The organism is Pseudomonas veronii, from assembly GCF_002028325.1.
GTDB lineage: Bacteria > Pseudomonadota > Gammaproteobacteria > Pseudomonadales > Pseudomonadaceae > Aquipseudomonas > Aquipseudomonas veronii.
In genome coordinates this window covers 5,596,993-5,620,946 of the sequence record NZ_CP018420.1, presented here as the reverse complement: position 1 = coordinate 5,620,946, position 23,954 = coordinate 5,596,993, and the positions used below count along the sequence as shown (strand labels likewise).

The window sequence follows — 23,954 nt, the reverse complement described above, 5'->3', positions numbered from 1 at the left end:
AATTACCCATGAGCCCGGTTGAGCTGATGAGTCAGTGGTCGTTTGGCGGTACAGATTGGCTGGTGATCGGCCTGGGCGTTGCGGTGGCCTATATCGTGTTTGGCATCGCCGGGTTCGGTACGGCGCTGGTGGCGGGGCCGATCCTGCTTATGTTCATGCCGCTGTCGAAGATCATCCCGCTGCTGGTGTTGCTGGATTTTATCGCGGCCTTCGGCAACCTGCTGCAATCGCGACGGGATGTGGACAAGCCGGAGCTGTTGCGACTGCTGCCGTGCATGGCGATCGGTTGCACCCTGGGCGTGGTGTTTTTGCTCAACCTGCATTCGGATCTGTTGCTGTTGTTGATGGGGTTGTTTATCAGCGCCTACGCGATTTACACCTTGGCGGTGAAGGCCCGGCCGGCGCAACTGGCGGCGGGCTGGGCGGTTCCCATGGGCACCGTCGGCGGTTTGTTCGGTGCGTTGTTCGGCAGTGGCGGCTTTCTATATGCGATCTACTTGAGCAGTCGTTTGCCCAAGGACGCCGCGCGCGCCACGCAAAGCGCGTTGATCAGTTGCAGCACCGTGGTGCGCCTGAGCCTGTTCCTGATCGCCGGGGTGTATGCCGACATGCCGCTGTTGCTGCTGGCGGTTTGCCTGCTGCCGGCGATGGCCCTGGGGTTGTGGTGTGGGCGGCGGCTGACGCTGCGCATGTCCCGTGAGGCGTTTGTGCGATTGGTCACGTGGCTGGTGCTGGCCAGTGGCATTGCCTTGATTGGGCGGTACCTGAGTACTTGACCTGTGTCGGGCAGGGATTAAGCTGCCTGCCTTCAGGGCTTCTTCGCGAGCAAGCCCGCTCCCACAGTCGATCGCATTGCAAGGTGGGAGCCGGGCTTGCCCGCGACGGCGCCAGACGTCATACCGCAGGGCTCCCATGAATTCCCAAAGCATCCTTGTCCCGAAAATCTCCACCTTGCCCGTCCACGAACCCCGTGCCCGGGCGATCGTGCGCTGGCTGGTGCGCAAGAACATCATCAAGGAAGAGCTGACCACCTGCGGGCGCACCGGCAACCGCATGGCCTACGCCCTGGCCGACGGCGCCCGCGCCGTGGTGCTGCACCCGGATGCGCTGCCGTTCAACGAACCCGTCAATGGCCTGGAAATCATCTACAAGCGTTGCATCTATACACCGGCCAAGGGTTTTCTCGAAGAAGCCGGCTGCCCGGAATGCCTCAAGGAAATCGGCGAGGCGCTGTTCGACAGCCTGGAAGAGTGGATGCCCGGCCACACCGACAACTTCACCTGCCCGCTGTGTGGGCATGAGGATGACATCAACGGTTTTCTGTTCCTGCAGGAATGTGGGTTTTCCAACCTCGGATTCATCTTCAACAACTGGGCGGAGGCGGGGTTCAAGCAGAGCTTTATCGACGAATTTGCCGATTGGTTGGACCAGAAGATCAGTTGGGTCAAAGTCGAGTTGTAGGCTGCAAGCTCAACCCTTTGTAGGAGCGAGCTTGCTCGCGAAAACCGTCAACGATAATCCGGGTAGTCTGGTTGAACGCGGTGTCTTGGTGTTCTTCGCGAGCAAGCTCGCTCCTACAGAAAAGCAGCATCTTTTCTCCATCTATCAGTATTACCAAGTTTGTCAGAGTTTTACGTTGAGACCTGAGGGGTGTCTGAGTATAATGGCGCGCTTCCATTTTCCCGCTCGGGAGCCCCCGCGATGCTGCGTATCAGCCAAGAAGCTCTGACATTCGACGACATTCTCCTAGTGCCCGGTTATTCCGAGGTGCTTCCTAACGAAGTCAGTCTCAAGACCCGCCTAACCCGTGGCATCGAGCTGAATATTCCCCTGGTTTCCGCTGCCATGGATACCGTCACCGAAGCCCGTCTGGCCATCGCCATGGCTCAGGAAGGCGGTATCGGCATCATCCACAAGAACATGACCGTCGAGCAGCAAGCTGCCGAAGTGCGCAAGGTCAAGCGTTATGAAGCCGGTGTGGTGAAAGATCCGATCACCATCGACGCTGACGCCACCGTGCGCGACCTGTTCGAACTGACCCGTCTGCACAACATCTCCGGCGTGCCGGTGCTGCACAATGGTGACCTCGTCGGCATCGTCACCTCCCGTGACGTGCGTTTCGAGAACCGTCTTGAAGTCACCGTCCGCGAAGTGATGACGCCTAAAGAGCGTCTGGTCACGGTCAAGGAAGGCGCCAACAAGAACGACGTGCGCGAATTGCTGCACAAGCACCGCATCGAGCGCGTGCTGATCGTCGACGACAAGTTCGCCCTCAAGGGCATGATGACCGTCAACGACATCGAAAAAGCCAAGGCTTACCCGCTGGCCAGCAAGGATGACCAAGGTCGTCTGCGCGTCGGCGCGGCAGTCGGCACCGGTAAAGACACCGGTGATCGCGTAGCGGCCCTGGTTGCTGCCGGTGTGGACGTGGTGGTGGTCGACACCGCTCACGGTCACTCCAAGGGCGTGATCGACCGCGTTCGCTGGGTCAAACAGAATTTCCCTGAAGTCCAGGTGATCGGCGGCAACATCGCCACCGGCGCTGCCGCCAAGGCCCTGGCCGAAGCGGGCGCGGATGCGGTCAAGGTCGGTATCGGCCCTGGCTCGATCTGCACCACGCGTATCGTCGCCGGTGTGGGCGTGCCGCAAATCAGCGCCATCGCCAACGTCGCCGAGGCCCTCGAAGGCACGGGCGTTCCGTTGATCGCCGACGGCGGTATCCGGTTCTCCGGTGACCTGTCCAAGGCCATCGTCGCCGGTGCTTCCTGCGTGATGATGGGCTCGATGTTCGCCGGTACTGAAGAAGCCCCGGGCGAGATCGAACTGTTCCAGGGGCGTTCGTACAAGGCTTACCGCGGCATGGGTTCGCTGGGCGCCATGTCCCAGGCGCAAGGTTCTTCCGACCGTTACTTCCAGGACTCTTCGGCAGGCGCCGAGAAACTCGTTCCGGAAGGCATCGAAGGCCGTGTGCCGTACAAAGGCACCCTGAGCGCGATCATCCATCAACTGATGGGCGGCCTGCGTTCCTCGATGGGCTACACCGGTAGCGCCAACATCGACGAAATGCGTACCAAGCCAGAGTTCGTGCGGATCACCGGCGCCGGTATGGCCGAATCCCACGTCCATGACGTGCAGATCACCAAGGAAGCGCCAAACTACCGCGTAGGTTGAGGCTTCCAGCATAAAGTTAAGTAACCGGGGCTGTCTTATTCAGCCCCGAGTTGTTTCTGATTCATTAGACGAGACTGATCTCATGGCCCTCGACATTCACGCCCACCGTATCCTGATCCTCGATTTCGGTTCCCAGTACACCCAACTGATCGCCCGTCGCGTGCGTGAAATCGGCGTGTACTGCGAACTGCATCCGTTCGACATGGACGACGCAGCGATCCGCGAATTCGCACCGAAAGGCGTCATCCTCGCCGGCGGCCCCGAGTCGGTACACGAAGCCAACAGCCCGCGCTGCCCGCAAGCCGTATTCGACCTGGGCGTGCCCGTGTTCGGTATCTGCTATGGCATGCAGACCATGGCCGAGCAGTTGGGCGGCAAGGTTGAAGGTTCCGAGCTGCGTGAATTCGGTTATGCCCGTGTCGACGTGGTCGGCAAGAGCCGCCTGTTGGACGGCATCGAAGACCACGTCGACGCCGACGGCCTGTTCGGCCTCGACGTGTGGATGAGCCACGGTGACAAAGTCACCAAGATGCCGCAAGACTTCCACATCCTGGCCAGCACCCCGAGCTGCCCGATCGCCGGCATGTTCAACGACGAGCGTGGTTACTACGGCGTGCAGTTCCACCCGGAAGTGACCCACACCAAGCAAGGCGGGCGCATCCTGTCGCGCTTCATCCTCGATATCTGCGAGTGTGAAGCCCTGTGGACCCCGTCGAAAATCGCTGAAGACGCCATCGCCCACGTGCGTGCCCAGGTCGGCACCGACAACGTCCTGCTCGGCCTGTCCGGCGGCGTTGACTCCTCCGTGGTTGCCGCGCTGCTGCACAAGGCCATTGGCGACCAACTGACCTGCGTATTCGTCGACAACGGCCTGCTGCGCCTGCACGAAGGCGAGCAAGTGATGGCCATGTTCGCCGAGAACATGGGCGTCAAGGTGATCCGCGCCAACGCTGAAGATCAGTTCCTGAACAACCTGGCCGGCGAGTCCGACCCGGAGAAGAAGCGCAAGATCATCGGCCGCACCTTCATCGACGTATTCGATGCCCAGTCCAACAAACTGGACAACATCAAGTACCTCGCCCAGGGCACCATCTACCCCGACGTGATCGAGTCGGCCGGCGCCAAGAGCGGCAAGGCCCACGTGATCAAGTCCCACCACAACGTGGGTGGCCTGCCCGAGGAAATGAACCTCAAGCTGGTCGAACCGCTGCGTGAGCTGTTCAAGGACGAAGTCCGCCGTCTCGGCCTGGAACTGGGCCTGCCCTACGACATGGTCTACCGCCACCCATTCCCGGGCCCGGGCCTGGGCGTGCGGATCCTCGGTGAAGTGAAGAAGGAATACGCCGACCTGCTGCGTCGCGCCGACCACATCTTCATCGAAGAACTGCGCAAGGCCGACTGGTATCACAAAGTCAGCCAGGCGTTCGTAGTGTTCCAACCGGTGAAATCGGTGGGCGTGGTCGGCGACGGCCGTCGTTACGCCTGGGTCGTGGCCCTGCGTGCGGTGGAAACCATCGACTTCATGACCGCCCGTTGGGCACACCTGCCTTACGAACTGCTGGAAACCGTCAGCGGCCGTATCATCAATGAAATCGAAGGCATCTCGCGCGTGACGTATGACGTGTCGAGCAAGCCGCCGGCGACGATTGAGTGGGAATGATCCTGCCCTAGCAGGTGGATGCTGAATAACAGAACCCCGGCCATGTGCCGGGGTTCTGCGCATCTGAAACACGATAAATCAAACGCCGCAGCAAAAGTGTGGGAGCGGGCTTACTCGCGATAGCGGCCCGCGGCTACGTTTGAGCTTCGCTCGGCCTTAGCGCCGCGCAATATCCGAAAAGTAGAACTTATCCAACGTATGCCGCGACTCGGTGTACTCAAACTGCCGCCCGTCCTGCAGAAACGTCTGGTTGCTTACCACGATCACATGGCTTTGCCCCTCGAGGTCGAGGTGTGCCTGGTCGTCTTTGCCGCGGGGCAGGGCTTCGATGGTGCGTTGGGCGTAGCTGATGTGCAGTTGCAACGTCTGTTCGATGAAGGCGTAGATCGACTGCTCGGCGATGGTGCGGTCCAGGCCGGGGATCAGGTCGGCGACGAAGTGGTTGATGTCGAGGATCACCCGTTTGCCGCCGATGCGCCGCACCCGTTTGATACGGGTGATCAGGGTGCCGGGTTCGGCCTCGATATGCTGCAGCAGCGAACCTTCCAGCGGGAACTGGGTGAATTCGACGACGTCGGTGTGGACGTCATCGCCCAGGTCGGCGTGGGTTTCGTGGAAGCTGACGATGCCGCCCAGTTGGAACTCGATGGGGTTGGGCGATAACACAAACGTGCCTTTGCCATGGATTTTCTGCGCAAACCCACGCTCCTGCAGCTGCTCGATGGCCCGCCGCACGGTGCCACGACTGGCCTGGTAGGCATCCATCAGTTCGGTTTCAGAGGGAAGACGGGTGCCGCGTTGCAGGCGTTCGGTGGTGATGTTGGCAAGCAGATCGGTATAGATCTGGTTGTATTTGCTCATGGGGATGGCTCTGTGCCGCGTTTGCGTTCAAGGCAGGAACCTTAGTGGCACGGCTGGGGTTTGTCCATTGGGCCCATGGAAATCTGTGGGCTGTGGCGGGGCCTGATCCAGAAAAAATAGACAATATGTAACTCGTACAGATGAGTTGTTGCTTTAACTCGTCTGTACGAGTACTTTTGCCTTCGGCGTGCTGCCAATGACTGCCCCCCAAATAAAAAAATCAAAGTGGAAACCAAGCATGAGCCACGACTATTCGAACATCGCCCGCGAAATTCTCGAGCACCTCGGGGGCCGCGATAATCTTGAGCAAGCCGCCCATTGCGTGACCCGCCTGCGCCTGGCGCTCAAGGACCCGAGCCTGGTCAACGGCAGCGCGTTGAACCAAGTCGACCTGGTCAAGGGCTCGTTCTTTACCGGTGGCCTGTTCCAGGTGGTGATCGGCCCCGGCGAAGTGGAAAAGGTCTACGCCGCCCTGCGCGAACAGACCGGCCTCGCCGCCGCCACCATCGCCGACGTCAAGAAGAAGGGCGCCGACAAGACCAACGCCATGCAGCGTCTGGTGCGGGTGTTCTCCGATGTGTTCATGCCGATCCTGCCCGCGTTGATCATCGCCGGCCTGTTGATGGGCGTGAACAACCTGATGGGCGCCAAGGGCATGTTCATCGAGGGCAAGACGCTGCTGGAGGCCTACCCGAACCTGGATGGCCTGTGGAGCCTGATCAACCTGATGGCCAACACCTCGTTCGTGTTCCTGCCGGCGCTGGTGGGCTGGTCGGCGGCCAAGCGTTTTGGCGGCAGTGAAATCCTCGGCATCGTGCTTGGCCTGATGCTGGTCCACCCGGACCTGCTCAACGCCTGGAACTACGGCAAGGCGGTGGCCGGCCTCGATGGCCAGAGCCTGCCGTACTTCGATATTTTCGGATGGTTCAAGATCGAGAAAGTCGGCTACCAGGGGCAGATCCTGCCGATCCTGATGGCGGCGTATGTGATGAGCGTCATCGAGAAATGGCTGCGCGCGCGAGTGCCGAATGCCATCCAACTGTTGGTCGTGCCGATCACCACCATCGTCGTCACCGGCGTGCTCGCGCTGGCGATCATCGGCCCGGTGACCCGTCACCTCGGCATCCTGATCACCCAGGGCGTGGTCACCCTGTTTGACCTGGCGCCGATGCTCGGCGGAGCGATTTTCGGCCTGTTGTATGCGCCGCTGGTGATCACCGGCATGCACCACATGTTCCTGGCGGTGGACCTGCAACTGATCTCCACCCAGGGCGGCACGTTTATCTGGCCGATGATCGTCATGTCCAACCTGGCCCAGGGCAGCGCCGCGCTGGCGGTGTTCTACATGGCGCGCAATGCGCGGGACAAAAGCATGGCCTCGACTTCCGCTGTCTCCGCGTATTTCGGCATCACTGAACCGGCGATGTTCGGCGTGAACCTGCGCTTCAAGTTCCCGTTTTATGCCGCGCTGCTGGGCTCGGCACTGGGCAGCATTTTCCTGTCGCTGAACAAGGTGCAGGCCTCGGCCATCGGGGTCGGCGGCTTGCCCGGGTTTATCTCGATCGTGCCGCATGCCATCCCGATGTTTGTGATCGGGATGGTCATCGCGATGGTCGTGCCGTTTGTTCTGACCTGTGCATTGAGCATGAAGATCGTGCGGCCTGGGTATCGCGTTGCCTGAATTACCGCGTTCGCGAGCAAGCCCGCTCCCACAGTTGAATGCGTTCCCCCTGTGGGAGGGGGCTTGCTCCCGATGAGGCCCGAGCGGCGGGTACACAATTTTACTGAAGGAACCCACCATGCAAAACTGGCAACACTCGGTGATCTACCAGATCTACCCCAAAAGCTTTCACAGCCACGCGGGTAACGCCACCGGTGACCTGCTGGGTATCGTGGACAAACTCGACTACCTGCAATGGCTGGGCGTCGACTGCCTGTGGATCACCCCGTTCCTGCGCTCGCCGCAGCGCGACAACGGCTACGACATCAGCGACTACTACGCCATCGACCCGAGCTACGGGACCATGGCCGATTGCGACCAACTGATCAGTGAAGCGGCCAAGCGCGGCATCAAGTTGATGCTCGACATCGTGGTCAACCACACCTCCATCGAGCACGAGTGGTTCCAGCAGGCGCGCAGCAGCCTCGACAACCCGTACCGTGACTTTTACATCTGGCGCGACCAGCCGAACAACTGGGAATCCAAATTCGGCGGCTCGGCCTGGGAATACGAAGCGCAAACCGGCCAGTACTTCCTGCACCTGTTCGATCACACCCAGGCCGACCTGAATTGGGACAACCCCAAGGTGCGCGCCGAGGTGTTCAAGCTGATGCGTTTCTGGCGCGACAAAGGCGTCGGCGGTTTCCGCCTGGATGTGATCAACCTGATCTCCAAGCCCGCCGATTTCCCCGAGGACGCCAGCGACGGTCGGCGTTTCTACACCGACGGTCCGAACGTACACGCGTACCTGCAGGAAATGTACCGCGAAGTCTTCGCAGGCCATGACCTGATCAACGTCGGCGAGATGTCATCCACCAGCCTGGAACACTGCATCCGCTACTCGCGGCCGGAGTCCAAAGAACTGTCGATGACCTTCAACTTCCACCACCTGAAAGTCGACTACCCGAACCTGCAGAAGTGGGTGAAGGCCGACTTCGATTTCCTGCAGCTCAAGCAGATCTTTTCCGACTGGCAACTGGGCATGCAGGCCGGCGGCGGTTGGAACGCGCTGTTCTGGTGTAACCACGACCAGCCACGGGTGGTCTCGCGCTTTGGGGATGACGGTGAGCATCGTGTGGTCTCGGCCAAGATGCTCGCCACGGCGCTGCACTTCCTGCAGGGCACGCCGTATGTGTACCAGGGCGAGGAGTTGGGCATGACCAATCCGGGCTTCGACACGATCGAGCAGTACCGCGATGTCGAAACCCTCAACATCTACCGCCTCAAGCGCGATGCCGGTGAGTCCGAGGCGTCGAGCATGGCGGCGATCATGCAGAAGTCGCGGGACAACGGGCGCACGCCGATGCAGTGGAGTGCCCGCCAGCATGCCGGTTTCAGCAGCGGCGAACCGTGGATCGGCATCCCGGCCAACGCGGCGCAGATCAACGTCGACAGCCAACGGGATGACCCGGATTCGGTGCTGCATCACTACCGCAGCCTGATCGCCTTGCGTCGCCAGGAACCGCTGATTCAAGACGGCGTTTACCGCGAACTGTTGCTGGGCCACCTCCAGGTCTGGGCCTACCTGCGCGAAGGCCATGGCGAGCGCCTGCTGGTGCTGAACAACTTCTACGGCAAACCCTGCGAAATCCAGCTGCCCGATCACGTCCTCAACGCCGCTACCCGACAACGCCTGCTGATCAGCAACTACCCCGATTGCCAGGTCAGCACGGGCCCGCTGCTGTTGCGGCCTTACGAATCCTTTGTGCTGCACCTCAAGGACTGACGGCTGGAACGTCGTTGCAACTGCCCCGCGCGACGCGAAGCAGAAGGTCAATTCCCGGTGTGGGAGCACCGGGCGCTTCACACAAACATAATAAAAATATCGGAGTACTTCATGAAAACAACAATAAAGCTGGGCCTCGTTGCATCGTGTCTGAGCCTGCCGTTCGGCGCTCAGGCTCTGGAGTTTGCCGGTTACTTGCGTAGCGGCGCGGGGACGTCGACCGGCAGTGGCAAGCAGCAATGTTTCCAACTGCCGGGCGCGCAATCCAAGTACCGGTTGGGCAACGAATGCGAACAGTACGCCGAACTGGAACTGCGCCAGGACCTGCTGACCCTCGACGACGGCTCCGTGCTCAGCGTCGACGCCATGGCTTCGCTCTACAACAAGTACGACCGCGCGCTTAAATTCCAGGGCGAAGACAACGGCTCGGCGCGCATGCCGCAGATGTATGCACAGTGGTCCAACCTGCCCAGCCTCAACGGCGGCTCGCTGTGGGCGGGGCGGCGTTACTACAAGCGTAACGACATCCATATCTCCGATTTCTACTACTGGAACCAGAGCGCCACGGGCGGCGGCATCGAGGATGTGCTGATTGGCGACCTGAAATACAGCTACGCGCTTTCGCGCAAGGACAACCTGTACCAGAAGGAATACGCCACGCGTCACGACTTCAACGTGGCCGGCTTCAAGACCAACCCCGGCGGCGAGCTGGAACTGGGCTTGAGCTACATCGAAAAAGCCGGTGGGCGTGATGCCAACAGCGGTTGGGCGCTGACCGCGCAACATGTGCAAAAACCTTTCCTCGGCGGCAAGAACAAGTTCGCCCTGCAGTATGGCGAAGGTCCCGGCACCGGCCTTGGCTACACCGGTAATACGGCCTTGGATAACAGCAGCAAAAGCTACCGCGCCGTGGAGTTTTTCGACTGGCAGCTCACCCCGCGTTTCGGTGGGCAGATCGAGGCCGTGTACCAGAAAGACATTCGCCCCGGCAGCCAGGACCAGACCTGGATGTCCATCGGTGTGCGCCCGGCCTATGCCATCAGTGAACAGTTCAAACTGGTCACCGAGCTTGGTCATGATCAGGTCGACGCCACCGGCGGTACGCGCAAACTGAGCAAATTCACCTTCGCCCCGACCTGGTCGCCCAAGGGCCCGGATTTCTGGGCGCGCCCGGAAGTGCGTCTGTACTACACCTATGCGAGCTGGAACGCAGCGGCCAAACGCGCGGCGAATGAGCTGGCGGCTGGGTCGGCGTTGTCTGACACCGGCGCCTACGGCACCGCGCGGCATGGCTCGAACGTCGGTGTGCAAGTCGAGTACTGGTGGAAGTGAATCTTCGGATGTAGACAGGCTTAAATGTGGCAGGGGGCAAGCCCTTCCCACATTTGATCTTTGTCACCTCGGGATTTGTATCCACCCAATGATTTTTACAGAACAAAACAGCAGGTGAAGTCATGACCGCAACTCAACCCCTGGAATTGCTTGCGCCCTTGTCGGGCGTGCTGCTGGCACTGGACAAGGTCCCCGACCCGGTGTTCTCCAGCCGCCTGATCGGCGACGGCCTGTGCATCGACCCGACCTCGCAGACCCTCTGCGCACCGTTGGCCGGGGTGATCAGCAATATCCAGGACACTGGCCATGCGGTGAGCATCACGGCTGACAATGGCGTCCAGGTGCTGCTGCATATCGGCCTGGACACCGTGAACCTGGCGGGCAAGGGGTTCAGCCGTTTGGTCGGGGAAGGCCAGCGGGTGGAGGCCGGGCAGCCGTTGATCGAGTTCGACGCCGACTACGTAGCGCTCAATGCCCGGAGCCTGTTGACCTTGATGCTGGTGGTCAGCGGCGAACCGTTTGCGCTGCTGGCGTCGGACAGCGGCCCGGTCACGCTGGGCCAGCCGCTGGTGCGCCTGTCGCCAGGCGAGACGGCTGAAGCCGAAGACGAAGAGGAGGGCGACGCACTGTTCTCCAAACCGTTGACGTTGCCCAATGCCAACGGTTTGCACGCGCGCCCGGCGGCGGTGTTTGCCCAGGCAGCGAAGGGGTTCGACGCCAGTATTTACCTGCACAAGCAAACCCAGAGCGCCAACGCCAAGTCGCTGGTGGCGATCATGGCACTGCAAACCGTGCAGGGCGACACCTTGCAGGTGAGCGCGGCGGGAGAGGATGCCGCCGCCGCGATCAAGGCGTTGGTGGCGCTGTTGGCCGAGGGGTGCGGCGAGAGCGTCGCGGCGCCGGTCGAGGACGTCGAACCGCGTGTGTCGCTGGCGTCCACGAGCCTGCTGCGGGGCGTGTGTGCGTCGCCGGGCTCGGCGTTTGGCCAGGTGGTCCAGGTGGCAGAGCCGGCGCTGAGCATTCCCGAAACGGGCGGCGGCGAAGCACTCGAACGCGCGGCGTTGGACCGTGGCCTGCACGCCGCTACCGAGGCCTTGCAGAGCTTGCAGGCCAAGGCGGTCGGCAGTGCCCAGGCGCAGATCTTCCGCGCCCATCAGGAACTGCTCGAAGACCCGACCCTGCTGGAGCAAGCCCACGACCTGCTGGCCGTCGGCAAAAGCGCCGCCTTTGCCTGGAACAGCGCCACGCTCGCCACCGCCCAACTGTTCCAGGGCCTGGGCAATGCCCTGCTCGCCGAGCGTGCGGCGGACCTGGCCGACGTCGGCCAGCGCGTGCTGAAACTGATCCTCGGCATTCACGACCGCGCCTGGGAACTGCCCGAGCGCGCGATCCTGATCGCCGAGCAACTGACGCCGTCGCAGACCGCCAGCCTCGACACGCACAAGGTGCTCGGGTTCGTCACCGTCGGCGGCGGGGCGACCAGCCACGTCGCGATCCTCGCCCGGGCGCTGGGGCTACCGGCGATTTGCGGGGTGCCGCCGCAGGTACTGGCGTTGGCCGACGGTCGGCAGGTGTTGCTGGACGCCGACAAGGGCGAGTTGCACCTGGACCCGGACCTGGCCGAGATCGAGCAATTGCAGGCCACCCACCGGGAGCAAATAGTGCGGCGCTAACGCGACGTCGCGCAGGCACGCCTGGCGGCCATCACCCGCGATGGTCATCACGTCGAAGTCACGGCCAACGTCGCGTCGCTTCAGGAGGTCGAGCAATCCCTGAGCCTGGGCGGCGAAGGCGTGGGGCTGCTGCGGTCAGAGTTTCTGTACCTGGACCGCCATCGCGCACCGAGCCCCGAGGAGCAAGCCGGCACCTACAACGCCATCGCTCGCGCCCTGGGCCCGGAGCGCAACCTGGTGGTACGCACGTTGGATGTCGGCGGCGATAAGCCGTTGGCCTATGTGCCGATGGATGCCGAGACCAACCCGTTCCTGGGCTTGCGCGGTATTCGTTTGTGCCTGGAGCGCCCCGAGTTGTTGCGCGAACAGTTCCGCGCGATCCTCGCGAGTGCCGGGTTGACGCGGCTGCACATCATGCTGCCGATGGTCAGCCTGCTCTCGGAGCTGCGCCTGGCGCGCACGATGCTTGAAGAGGAAGCGTTGGCGCTGGGGCTCGCCGAGCTGCCGAAGCTGGGCATCATGATCGAAGTGCCGTCCGCGGCCTTGATGGCGGACGTGTTCGCGCCCCATGTGGACTTTTTCTCCATCGGCACCAACGACCTGACCCAATACACCCTGGCGATGGACCGCGATCACCCGCGCCTGGCCAGCCAGGCCGACAGCTTTCACCCTGCGGTGCTGCGTCTGATCGCCACCACCGTCAAGGCCGCCCATGCCCACGGCAAGTGGGTTGGCGTGTGCGGGGCGCTGGCGTCTGAAGCGTCGGCGGTGCCGGTGTTGATCGGGCTGGGGGTGGACGAGCTGTCGGTCAGCGTACCGCTGATCCCGACCATCAAGGCCACCGTGCGCGAGCTGGACCTGGCGGATTGCCAGATCATCGCCCATCAGGTGCTCGGCCTTGAAGAAGCCGCGCAGGTGCGCGAGGCCTTGCGCCTGTACCACGCGGCCACCGTTGAAACCTCACCTGTCGTGGAGCACTGAGCATGTTCGAGAAATTGCAGCGGGCGTTCTGGAAAGCCCTGACCCCGGACTTGATCGCCGAAACCGTCGCGGCGCCTGTGCCGGCGGCGGAGAACCTGTTGTCCGCCGATGTGCTGAATGCCCTCGGTGGCGCGGATAACCTCCAGTCGCAACAACGCGTGGCGCTGACGCGGGTGCGTGTGCAACTGCGGGATGCGGCGCGGGTGGATGCGGCGGCGTTAAAGGCGGCGGGAGTGTCGGGAGTGATGGTGCTGGCGGGTGGGATCGTGCATCTGCTCACCGGCCTCCAAGGCCAGTAGCTATTCAAATGTGGGAGGGGGCTTGCCCCCGATGGCGGTGGGTCAGTGATAAACAAGCTGACTGTCACACCGCTATCGGGGGCAAGCCCCTCCCACATTGGGCGGTGGTGTTTGGGGGCTTCGGGTTTACAGCCGCGGGTTCTCTTCCGGCGGCTTGGTCTTGTTGACCCCTGGCACATGCAGGTTGCCTTCGACTACCTGGTTGCCTTCCAGTTGTGGCTGGGTCACCCAGGTGAGGATGTCGTAGTAGCGCCGGATGTTCGCCACGAAGTGTACCGGCTCGCCGCCCCGTGCATAGCCGTAGCGGGTCTTGCTGTACCACTGCTTCTGCGACAGGCGCGGCAGCATTTTCTTCACGTCCAGCCATTTGTTCGGGTTCAGGCCGTCCTTCTGCGCCAGCTTGCGCGCGTCGTCCAGATGCCCGGTGCCCACGTTGTAGGCGGCCAGGGCAAACCAGGTGCGGTCCGGCTCGGCGATATCGTCGTCCAGCTCGTCCTTGATCTTCGCCAGGTACTTGGCGCCGCCCATGATGCTTTGCTTGGCGTCCAGGCGGTTGGACACGCCCATCGCCTGGGCGGTGTTCTGGGTCAGCATCATCAGGCCGCGCACGCCGGTCTTGGAGGTGACCGCCGGTTGCCAGAGTGATTCCTGATAGCCGATGGCGGCCAACAGGCGCCAGTCGACCTTTTCTTCCTTGGCGAAGGTCTTGAAGTGTTTCTCGTACTTGGGCAGGCGCTGCTGCAAGTGCTGGGCGAAGGTGTAGGCGCCCATGTAGCCGAGCACATCGACGTGCCCGTAATAGCGATCTTTCAGGCGCTGCAAGGTGCCGTTCTTGCCGACCTTGTCCAGGTAGCTGTTGACCTCGTTGAGCAGGCTGTTGTCTTCGCCGGCGGCCACGGCCCAGCTTTGGTTGCTGGCATCGCCGAGGTCGAACGCCACGCGCACGTTGGGGAAGTACACCTGGTTCATCGCCACTTCGTTGGAGTCCACCAGGGTCAGGTCGATCTGGCCCTCGTCGACCATGCGCAGCAGGTCGACCACTTCAACGGCGTCGGATTCTTCGTATTCGATCGCAGGGTTCTGCTTTTTAAGCTCGGCCAGTTGTTCGGCGTGGGTGCTGCCCTTGAGCACGATGATCTTCTTGCCCGCCAGGTCTGCCGCGTTGGTGGGGCGCGACTGGCCGTTGCGGTAGATGATCTGCGGGGTGACTTCCAGGTACGGGTGGGAAAAGCGCACCTGCTGCTTGCGTCGCTCGCTGCTGACCAAGCCGGCGGCGGCGAGTACCGGGCCGTTAGGTTTGCCCAACTGGCCGAACAGGTCGTCGAGGTTGTCGGCGGTCTCGATTTCCAGCTTCACCCCCAGGTCGTCGGCAAAGCGCTTGACCAGTTCGTATTCGAAACCGGTTTCACCGTTGCGGTCCTGGAAATACGTGGCCGGGCTGTTCCGGGTAATCACCCGCAATACGCCATCCTCCTTGATTCGCTCGAGCGTGCTGGGTTTATCAACACAGGCGCTGAGCATCAGGAAGAGTCCGGTGGCGATGAGCCATTTGGCGCATCGCGGGCGCAAAGCAGTTGGGGAGAACATCTGCGCAGTATACGCAAACGGCCCACGGCGCCATATCTCGACAGCGGGGGACTTGTCTGCTAGCCGCCTTGAAACTGTGCTGCAGCCCGCAGAAACGTGGCTTGGAGAGCGATTGTGACGGTTAAAATAACTGTGCCCGCCGCCCCGGATAACGCCCCGGCACCGTGCAAACCCAGCCAACTGACGTTCGGCAGCGGCCAGCGTTAGTGTTTCGGGTGCCGTTGACGACGGTTTACGTTAGAATGCACGGCCTCAAAGCACACCCCTTCCCGAGGCTGTCCCGAAGATGTTGATCCTGCGCGGCGCTCCTGCCCTTTCTGCCTTTCGCCACAGCAAACTCCTTGAGCAACTGAGCCAGAAGGTTCCAGCTGTTACAGGCCTGTATGCTGAATTTGCTCATTTCGCCGACGTGACCGGCGTCTTGACCGCCGACGAACAGCAAGTGCTGGCACGCCTTCTGAAGTACGGCCCAAGCGTTCCCGTTCAAGAGCCGACTGGCCGCTTGTTCCTGGTTCTGCCGCGGTTCGGCACCATCTCGCCCTGGTCGAGCAAGGCCAGCGATATCGCCCGCAACTGCGGCCTGGAAAAAATCCAGCGCCTGGAACGCGGTATTGCCTTCTATGTCGCGGGCCAGTTCAGCGAGGCCGAAGCCGAGCTGATCGCCGGCAGCCTGCACGACCGCATGACCCAGATCATCGTCAGCCAGCTGGAACAGGCCGGTGCTCTGTTCAGCCACGCCGAGCCCAAGCCGCTGACCGCGATTGACGTGCTCGGCGGTGGCCGCGCCGCCCTCGCGAAGGCCAACACCGAGCTGGGCCTGGCCCTGGCCGAAGACGAGATCGATTATCTGGTCAACGCCTTCAACGGCTTGAAGCGCAACCCGCACGACATCGAACTGATGATGTTCGCCCAGGCCAACTCCGAGCACTGCCGTCACAAGATCTTCAACGCCAGTTGGGACATTGACGGCGAAAGCCAGGAAAAAAGCCTGTTCGGCATGATCAAGAACACCTACGTGATGCACAGCGAAGGCGTTCTGTCGGCTTATAAGGACAACGCTTCGGTCATCGTCGGCAGCGTCGCCGGCCGTTTCTTCCCGGACCCTGAAACCCGCCAGTACGGCGCGGTGCAGGAACCGGTACACATCCTGATGAAAGTCGAGACCCACAACCACCCGACCGCGATTGCCCCGTTCCCGGGCGCAGCCACCGGTTCCGGCGGCGAGATCCGCGACGAAGGTGCCACCGGCCGTGGCGCCAAGCCCAAGGCCGGGCTGACCGGTTTTACCGTGTCCAACCTGCAGATCCCGGGCTTCGAACAGCCGTGGGAAGTGCCCTACGGCAAGCCGGAGCGCATCGTCACCGCGCTGGACATCATGATCGAAGGCCCGCTGGGCGGCGCCGCGTTCAACAACGAATTCGGCCGTCCGGCGCTGACCGGTTATTTCCGTACCTTCGAACAGTCCATCACCACCCCGCGTGGCGACGAAGTGCGCGGTTACCACAAGCCGATCATGTTGGCCGGCGGCATGGGCAACATCCGTGAAGAACACGTCAAGAAAGGCGAGATCCTGGTCGGCTCCAAGCTGATCGTGCTCGGCGGCCCGGCGATGCTGATCGGCCTGGGCGGCGGCGCGGCTTCCTCCATGGCCACCGGCACCAGCTCGGCAGACCTGGACTTCGCTTCGGTACAGCGCGAAAACCCAGAGATGGAGCGTCGCTGCCAGGAAGTCATCGACCGTTGCTGGCAGTTGGGTGACAAGAACCCGATCAGCTTCATCCACGACGTCGGCGCCGGCGGTTTGTCCAACGCCTTCCCGGAACTGGTCAACGATGGCGAGCGTGGCGGCCGTTTCGAACTGCGCAACATTCCAAACGACGAGCCGGGCATGGCCCCGCACGAAATCTGGAGCAACGAGTCCCAGGAACGCTACGTCCTGGCCGTCGGTCCTGAAGACTTCGCGCGCTTCCAGGCCATCTGCGAACGCGAGCGTTGCCCGTTTGCCGTGGTCGGCGAAGCCACTGCCGAGCCGCAACTGACGGTCACCGACAGCCACTTCGGCAACAGCCCGGTGGACATGCCGCTCGAAGTGCTGCTGGGCAAAGCCCCGCGCATGCACCGCTCGGCGGTACGTGAAACCGAGCTGGGCGATGACTTCGACCCAAGCACACTGGAATTGGCCGACAGCATCGAACGCGTGCTGCACCACCCGGCGGTCGCGAGCAAAAGTTTCCTGATCACCATCGGCGACCGCACCATCACCGGCCTGGTTGCCCGTGACCAAATGGTCGGCCCATGGCAAGTGCCGGTGGCCGACGTTGCCGTCACCGCCACCAGCTTCGACGTCTACACCGGTGAAGCCATGGCCATGGGCGAACGCACGCCGCTGGCCCTGTTGGACGCTCCGGCGTCGGGCCGCATGGCCATTGGTGAAACCCTCACCAACATCGCCGCGTCCCGTATCGGCAAGCTGTCCGACATCAAGTTGTCGGCCAACTGGATGTCTGCTGCCGGTCACCCCGGCGAAGACGCGCGCCTGTACGACACCGTCAAGGCTGTCGGCATGGAGCTGTGCCCTGAACTGGGGATCACCATTCCGGTGGGCAAGGACTCCATGTCCATGGCCACCCGCTGGAACGACGAAGGCGTGGACAAGAGCGTCACCTCGCCACTGTCGTTGATCGTCACCGGTTTCGCGCCGGTCACCGACATCCGCCAGACCCTGACCCCGCAACTGCGCATGGACAAGGGCACCACCGATCTGATCCTGATCGACCTGGGCCGTGGCCAGAACCGCATGGGCGCCTCGATCCTCGCGCAAACCCATGGCAAGCTCGGCAAACACGCGCCGGACGTCGATGACGCCGAAGACCTGAAAGCCTTCTTCGCCGTGATCCAGGGCCTCAACGCCGACGGCCACCTGCTGGCCTACCACGACCGGTCCGACGGTGGTCTGTTGACCAGCGTGGTCGAGATGGCCTTCGCTGGTCACTGCGGCTTGAACCTGGTGCTCGACAGCGTTGCCGAGGACGCCTCTGAACTCAACGGCATCCTGTTCAACGAAGAGCTGGGTGCGGTGATCCAGGTGCGCCAGGACGCGACGCCAAACGTATTGGCACAGTTCAGCGCCGCCGGCCTGGGCGATTGCGTGGCCGTGATCGGCCAGCCGATCAACAACGGTCAGATCGACATCGTCTTCAACGGCGACACCGTGTTCGAAGGCCAGCGCCGTCTGCTGCAACGCCAGTGGGCCGAGACCAGCTACCAGATCCAGCGCCTGCGCGATAACGCCGACTGCGCCGAGCAGGAATTCGACGTGATCCTGGAAGAAGACAACCCGGGCCTGAGCACCAAGCTCAGCTTCGACGTCAACCAGGACATCGCCGCGCCGTACATCAAGAAAGGCATTCGCCCACAGGTTGCCGTACTGCGCGAGCAGGGCGTCAACGGCCAGGTGGAAATGGCGGCCGCGTTCGACCGCGCCGGCTTCAATGCGATCGATGTACACATGAGCGACATCCTCGCCGGTCGCGTCGACCTCAACGAGTTCAAAGGCCTGGTGGCCTGCGGCGGTTTCTCCTACGGCGACGTGCTGGGTGCCGGTGAAGGCTGGGCCAAGTCGGCCCTGTTCAACAGCCGTGCCCGCGACGCGTTCCAGGGCTTCTTCGAACGCAACGACAGCTTCACCCTGGGTGTGTGCAACGGTTGCCAGATGATGTCCAACCTCCACGAACTGATCCCGGGCAGCGAGTTCTGGCCGCACTTCGTGCGTAACCGTTCCGAGCAGTTCGAAGCCCGTGTCGCCATGGTGCAGGTGCAGGAGTCCAACTCGATCTTCCTGCAAGGCATGGCCGGTTCGCGTATGCCAATCGCCATCGCCCACGGTGAAGGCCATGCCGAGTTCGCCAGCGAAGAAGCCTTGCTCGAAGCCGATGTGTCCGGTTGCGTCGCCATGCGTTTCGTCGACAACCACGGCAAGGTCACCGAAAGCTACCCGGCCAACCCGAACGGCTCGCCGCGCGGGATCACCGGCCTTACCAGCCGCGACGGTCGCGTCACCATCATGATGCCGCACCCGGAGCGTGTATTCCGCGCCGTGCAGAACTCGTGGCGCCCGGAAGAGTGGAACGAAGACGGCGCGTGGATGCGGATGTTCCGCAACGCGCGCGTGTGGGTGAACTAAGGCGGTGTACAAGCTCAGCTTCTTCGTGCCCGGCAGTCATGTGGAGGCGGTGAAAGCCGCCGTCTTCGCAGCCGGCGGCGGGCGCATCGGCGACTACGACAGCTGCGCCTGGCAAGTGCTGGGCCAGGGCCAATTCCGCGCGTTGGACGGCAGCCAGCCGTTTCTCGGGCAAGTCGGCCAGGTTGAAGTGGTTGAAGAGTGGAAGGTTGAGCTGGTGGTGGCGGATGAGCTGATCGTGGCTGTTGTGGCTGCGTTGAAGCAGAGCCATCCCTATGAGACACCGGCGTATGAGGTGTGGCGGTTGGCGGATTTCTGATTCGTTGATTGCGTGAACGAGAAACCCGCTGGGCCAGTTTGGTCAGTGGGTTTTTTGTTGGCTGTAAGGGCCTCATCGCGGGCAAGCCCGCTCCCACATTTACCCGCATTCCAGCGTTGGAACTCGGTCAAATGTGGGAGGGGGCTTGCCCGCGATGAGGCCAGAACAACCACTACCTCTCTTAAACCCTGGCGCCGACCTCATGGCCGCTGACCAGTCGCTCCAATACCTCACTCAAGCCCGAGGCCTTGTCACCAATCAGCAGGTGCCAAACACCGCTATCAAGTTGGCTGATGCCTTGGCAACCAAGCGCCGTCAGTTGAGCCTCGGACACCACCGAATCATCCCCCAACTCCACCCGCAACCGGGTCATCGCCACCGCTTCCAGCTGGCGCACATTCCCCCGGCCGCCCAATGCACTCAACCATTGCTCGGCTTCCTGCACATTGACCGCGACCGGTTTATCCACCGGCGGGCCGGCCACAAACGCTGGCATCGCCAGGCGAATCTCATCGGCAATGCTGTCGGCCATCGGCCCGACCACCACCTGCAAACTGCCGCCGTTGCCCGGCCGCACCACGGCCATCGCGCCGAGGGCTTTCAACTGTGCATCCACCGCTTTGTTGCGGTCGACCATGTCCAGGCGCAGGCGCGTGGTGCAAGCCCCGACGCTGAGCAGGTTGTCCGCCCCTCCCAGCGCGTGGATGTAAGCCGTGGCGCGCTGGTTATCGCTCATCGCTTCGGCCTGCGCTACCGGGATATCTTCGCGGCCCGGTGTCTTCAGGTTGAAGCGGCGGATGCAGTAGCTGAACACGCTGTAGTAAATCGCCGCATAAGCCAGGCCGACCGGTACGACCAGCCAACCGTTGGTGGACTTGCCCCAACCCAGCACCATGTCGATAAAGCCGCCGGAAAAAGTAAACCCGAGGTGGATATCCAGCAGGTTGGTGACCGCCATCGACAGCCCGGTCAGCAGCGCGTGCAGCAGGTACAGGAACGGCGCGAGGAACATGAAGGCGAATTCGATCGGCTCGGTCACGCCGGTCAGGAACGAGGTCAGCGCCATCGACAGGAAAATCCCGCCCATCACTTTGCGTCGTTCCGGCAGGGCGTTGCGGTACATCGCCAGGCACGCGGCGGGCAGGCCGAACAGCATCACCGGGAACATACCGGTCATGAACTGGCCACCTTTCGGGTCACCGGCGAAGTAGCGGGTCAGGTCGCCGGTCACCACCGCGCCGGTCACCGGGTCGGTAAAGCTGCCGAACACGAACCACGCCATGTTGTTGAGGATATGGTGCAGGCCGGTGACGATCAGCAGGCGGTTGAACACGCCAAACACGAAGGCCCCCAGGCTGCCGCTTTCCATCAGCAACACGCCGAAGCTGTTGATGCCGTGCTGGATCGGCGGCCAGATCAGGCCAAAGATCACGCCCAGGCCGACCGCGCTGAACCCGGTGACAATCGGCACGAATCGCCGCCCGCCGAAGAACGCCAGGTACTCCGGCAGCTTGATGTCCTTGAAGCGGTTATACAGCCCGCCCGCCATCAGGCCGCTGGCGATCCCGGCGAGCATGCCCATGTTGATGGTCGAGTCCATCACCTTGAGCGTCGAGATCATCACCAGGTAGCCGATGGCCCCGGCCAAACCGGCCGTGCCGTTATTGTCGCGGGCAAAGCCCACGGCGATGCCGATGGCGAAGATCAGCGCAAGGTTGGCGAAGATCGCCTGCCCGGCGTCGTGCATCACCGCGATGTTGAGCAGGTCGGTGTCGCCCAGGCGCAGCAGCAGGCCGGCGATCGGCAGGATCGCGATCGGCAGCATCAGCGCACGGCCCAGGCGTTGCAGGCCTTCGATAAGGTGTTGGTACATGGCGTGTCTCCCTTTTCTTGTTGTTGTCAGCTCAGCGGCCAGTGGTGTTGACAGGCTTGGCGTACCGCCTTGGCGCTGCTCAGGTCGAGCAGGCCCAGGCTCAGTTGCCGGCATTGCGCCGCGTCCAGGTGGCGGACGCGGTCCTTGATTTCGCCGATCTGCGGCGGGCTGACCGACAGCTCGCTGACCCCCAGCCCGACCAACACCGGCGTCGCCAGCGGGTCGGATGCCAAGGCGCCGCACACGCCGACCCAACGCCCGTGTTTGGCCGCGCCCGTGCAGGTCTGGGCGATCAGCCGCAGCAGCGCCGGGTGCAGCGCATCGACCCGCGCGGCGAGGCCGGCGTGGTCGCGGTCCATGGCCAGGGTGTACTGGGACAGGTCATTGGTGCCGATGGACAGGAAGTCGGCATGCCTGGCCAGTTGTTCGGCCATCAGCGCGGCGGCGGGCACTTCGATCATCACCCCCAGTTCCGGGCGTTGGGTCAGTTGCAGCTCGACGCACAGTTCATCCAGGCGTTGGCGGATCTGCAGCAGTTCGTCGACTTCGCTGACCATCGGCAGCAGGATGCGGCAGCGCGCCAGCGGGCTGACTTGCAGCAGTGCGCGCAGTTGCTGGTCGAGCACGTCGGGACGCACCTGGGCCAGGCGAATGCCGCGCAGGCCCAGCACCGGGTTGGCCTCGACCGGCAGCGGCAGGTAGTCGAGCTGTTTGTCGCCGCCCACGTCGATGGTGCGGATGATCACCGACTTGTCGCCCATCGCATCCAGCACGGCTTGATAGGCCTGGCGCTGTTCCTGTTCATCCGGCGCGGTGCGGCGGTCGACGAAGAGGAACTCGGTGCGCAGCAGGCCGATGCCATCGGCGCCGTTTTCAAACGCCACCTGGGCCTCGGCGCTGGAGGCGACATTGGCGGCGACTTCGATGGTCATGCCATCGCGGGTGTTCGCTGGCAGTCGGGCCTGGGTCTGTTGTTCCTGGCGACGCAGGTTCTGCGTGTCGCGAATCCGCTCGACTTCGGCGTGGCGCGCCGCGCTGGGTGTCAGCTCCAGGCGACCATTGGCCGCGTCGAGCACCACGCGTTGGCCTTGGGGCACATCGAGCACTTCGGCGCCCAATGCCACCACGCACGGCAAGCCTTTCCCGCGGGCCAGGATCGCGACATGGGAGGTGGCGCCGCCCTCGGCCATGCAAAGGCCGGCGGCGTGTTGCGCGCTCAGTTGCAGCAGGTCCGACGGCGTCAGCTCGTGGGCGCTGACAATCGCCCCGGCAGGCAACTCGACGTGCCACGCTTCGCCGAGCAGCACGCGCAGTACCCGTTGTTGCAGGTCGCGCAGGTCGTTGGAGCGCTCGGCCAGCAACGGCTTGCCCAGGCCCAGCAACACCGCGCATTGCGCCTGGATCGCATCGCGCCAGGCGTGGGTCGCGGCGCTGCCGTGCTCGATGGTGCGGGTGGCGGTGTCCAGCAGGGCGGGGTCTTCCAGCAAGGCGAGGTGGGCGGCGAAGATGTCTTCTTCTTCGGCATTTCGGCGTTGGCGGGCGAGGTCCAGGGTGGTGCGGATTTCGCCGCGCACTTGCTCAAGGGCCGCGTCCAGCCGTTGCAACTGTTCGTCGGCGCAGTGGTTGCCGGTATCGGCCGGCAACTCGATCGTGCTCAGGCGGAACAGCGGCCCGCACACCAGGCCCGGTGCCGCACAGACACCTTGCAACACACCGACCTCGGTGTTCGCGCGGCGTGGAGCGGCCGCCATCGGCGTGTGAGGTTCTTCGCCGATGGCGACAGACAGCGCGGCGACCAGCGCCTGTAACGCCGCCGCACAATCCTTGCCGCGACAGGTGACACGCACCTCATCGCCCTCACCGATGCCCAGCCCCATCAGGCCGATCAAGCTGTCGCACGCCGCCGACTTGCCGGCGAAATGCAACTGCGTCTGGCTGCTGAACGCTTGTGCGGTCTTGCGGATCAATGCCGCCGGACGCGCATGCAAGCCGCCGCGATGGGTGATCCGCACGTTGGCGCTGGCTTGCGCGACGGAGTTATCCACAGCGGTTTGCAGCGCGGCGCCGGAACGCAGCGCCACGCGCGCCAGCGGTTCACCGTGTTTGACTGAGCGCTGCGGCAGCGGTGTCAGTTCGAAGCGCTCGCTGTTGGTGAGAATGATCAGGCTGACCAGGCTTTTGCACTGGCGCGCAATCCGGTCCAGATCGAACTGTATCAGCGCCTGGCCCTTGCTCACCTGCGCACCGTTCTTCACCAGCAGGGCGAACCCTTCGCCGTTCAACTCTACGGTGTCGATGCCCACATGCATCAACAGCTCGGCGCCGTTCTGCGCGCGAAGCGTCAGCGCATGCCCGGTGCGCGCGACATGGATGATCTCGCCGTCGCACGGTGCGTACAGGCTATCGTTCAGCGGATCGATGGCCAGGCCGTCACCCATGGCGCCGCTGGCGAATACTTCGTCGGGGACGTTGCCCAGGGCCAGCACCGGCCCGCTGAGGGGGGCGCCGAGGGTCAATGCATTATTGTTGTTGGACATGGGCACGGTACTCATCAGGAAATCGCGGCACGCCA

At 62.9% G+C, this 23,954-nt stretch carries 14 protein-coding genes and 1 pseudogene; 11 read left to right on the top strand and 4 right to left on the bottom strand.

Going from position 1 to position 23,954, the window contains the following annotated elements; all coding sequences use genetic code 11:
• Positions 1 to 8 precede the first annotated feature (8 nt).
• From PverR02_RS25675 to guaA, 4 genes are all read left to right on the top strand, one after another.
• The gene (locus tag PverR02_RS25675; protein WP_079444630.1) at positions 9 to 776 is read left to right on the top strand and encodes a sulfite exporter TauE/SafE family protein; all 768 of its coding nucleotides are present in this window, start codon (positions 9 to 11) and stop codon (positions 774 to 776) included.
• A 136-nt stretch (positions 777 to 912) separates the two neighbouring features.
• Complete coding sequence (locus PverR02_RS25670) at positions 913 to 1,461, top strand: hypothetical protein (protein ID WP_017846163.1); 549 nt, start codon at positions 913 to 915, stop codon at positions 1,459 to 1,461.
• Positions 1,462 to 1,701: 240 nt separating this feature from the next.
• Complete coding sequence (gene guaB, locus PverR02_RS25660) at positions 1,702 to 3,171, top strand: IMP dehydrogenase (protein ID WP_017846162.1); 1,470 nt, start codon at positions 1,702 to 1,704, stop codon at positions 3,169 to 3,171.
• An 82-nt stretch (positions 3,172 to 3,253) separates the two neighbouring features.
• Complete coding sequence (gene guaA / locus PverR02_RS25655) at positions 3,254 to 4,831, top strand: glutamine-hydrolyzing GMP synthase (protein WP_017846161.1); 1,578 nt, start codon at positions 3,254 to 3,256, stop codon at positions 4,829 to 4,831.
• 156 nt (positions 4,832 to 4,987) lie between these two features.
• Here guaA and treR read toward each other — a convergent pair whose 3' ends face one another.
• Complete coding sequence (treR, locus tag PverR02_RS25650; protein ID WP_017846160.1) at positions 4,988 to 5,692, bottom strand: trehalose operon repressor; 705 nt, start codon at positions 5,690 to 5,692, stop codon at positions 4,988 to 4,990.
• A gap of 238 nt (positions 5,693 to 5,930) precedes the next feature.
• On the opposite strand from treR, the gene treP reads away from it, so the two are divergent.
• From treP to PverR02_RS25625, 5 genes and pseudogenes are all read left to right on the top strand, one after another.
• Positions 5,931 to 7,373 (top strand): PTS system trehalose-specific EIIBC component, encoded by a 1,443-nt coding sequence (gene treP / locus PverR02_RS25645; protein ID WP_017846159.1) that lies wholly within the window; start codon positions 5,931 to 5,933, stop codon positions 7,371 to 7,373.
• Between the two features lie 118 nt (positions 7,374 to 7,491).
• A complete protein-coding gene (gene treC, locus PverR02_RS25640) occupies positions 7,492 to 9,138 on the top strand; it encodes an alpha,alpha-phosphotrehalase (RefSeq protein ID WP_079444628.1) in 1,647 nt (548 codons plus the stop codon).
• A gap of 111 nt (positions 9,139 to 9,249) precedes the next feature.
• Positions 9,250 to 10,470 (top strand): maltoporin, encoded by a 1,221-nt coding sequence (locus PverR02_RS25635; protein ID WP_046489808.1) that lies wholly within the window; start codon positions 9,250 to 9,252, stop codon positions 10,468 to 10,470.
• Positions 10,471 to 10,592: 122 nt separating this feature from the next.
• Positions 10,593 to 13,124: pseudogene (ptsP, locus tag PverR02_RS25630) on the top strand (phosphoenolpyruvate--protein phosphotransferase).
• Positions 13,125 to 13,126: 2 nt separating this feature from the next.
• Positions 13,127 to 13,423 carry a PTS transporter subunit EIIB gene (locus PverR02_RS25625; protein ID WP_079444627.1) on the top strand — a complete coding sequence of 99 codons (297 nt, stop codon included), beginning with the start codon at positions 13,127 to 13,129 and terminating at the stop codon, positions 13,421 to 13,423.
• Positions 13,424 to 13,549: 126 nt separating this feature from the next.
• Here the strand turns inward: PverR02_RS25625 and mltF are convergent, their stop codons facing one another.
• Positions 13,550 to 15,010 carry a membrane-bound lytic murein transglycosylase MltF gene (gene mltF / locus PverR02_RS25620; RefSeq protein ID WP_079444626.1) on the bottom strand — a complete coding sequence of 487 codons (1,461 nt, stop codon included), beginning with the start codon at positions 15,008 to 15,010 and terminating at the stop codon, positions 13,550 to 13,552.
• Positions 15,011 to 15,296: 286 nt separating this feature from the next.
• Between mltF and purL the strand changes: the two genes are divergently transcribed.
• Together purL and PverR02_RS25610 are read left to right on the top strand one after the other, a co-directional pair.
• Complete coding sequence (purL, locus tag PverR02_RS25615) at positions 15,297 to 19,193, top strand: phosphoribosylformylglycinamidine synthase (protein ID WP_017846153.1); 3,897 nt, start codon at positions 15,297 to 15,299, stop codon at positions 19,191 to 19,193.
• Positions 19,194 to 19,197: 4 nt separating this feature from the next.
• Positions 19,198 to 19,509 (top strand): NGG1p interacting factor 3 protein, NIF3, encoded by a 312-nt coding sequence (locus PverR02_RS25610; RefSeq protein ID WP_046382193.1) that lies wholly within the window; start codon positions 19,198 to 19,200, stop codon positions 19,507 to 19,509.
• A gap of 181 nt (positions 19,510 to 19,690) precedes the next feature.
• Here the strand turns inward: PverR02_RS25610 and nagE are convergent, their stop codons facing one another.
• Both nagE and ptsP (PverR02_RS25600) read right to left on the bottom strand, forming a co-directional pair.
• Complete coding sequence (gene nagE, locus PverR02_RS25605) at positions 19,691 to 21,382, bottom strand: N-acetylglucosamine-specific PTS transporter subunit IIBC (protein WP_079444625.1); 1,692 nt, start codon at positions 21,380 to 21,382, stop codon at positions 19,691 to 19,693.
• 26 nt (positions 21,383 to 21,408) lie between these two features.
• The gene (gene ptsP / locus PverR02_RS25600; RefSeq protein ID WP_079444624.1) at positions 21,409 to 23,919 is read right to left on the bottom strand and encodes a phosphoenolpyruvate--protein phosphotransferase; all 2,511 of its coding nucleotides are present in this window, start codon (positions 23,917 to 23,919) and stop codon (positions 21,409 to 21,411) included.
• Between the last annotated feature and the right edge of the window lie 35 nt (positions 23,920 to 23,954).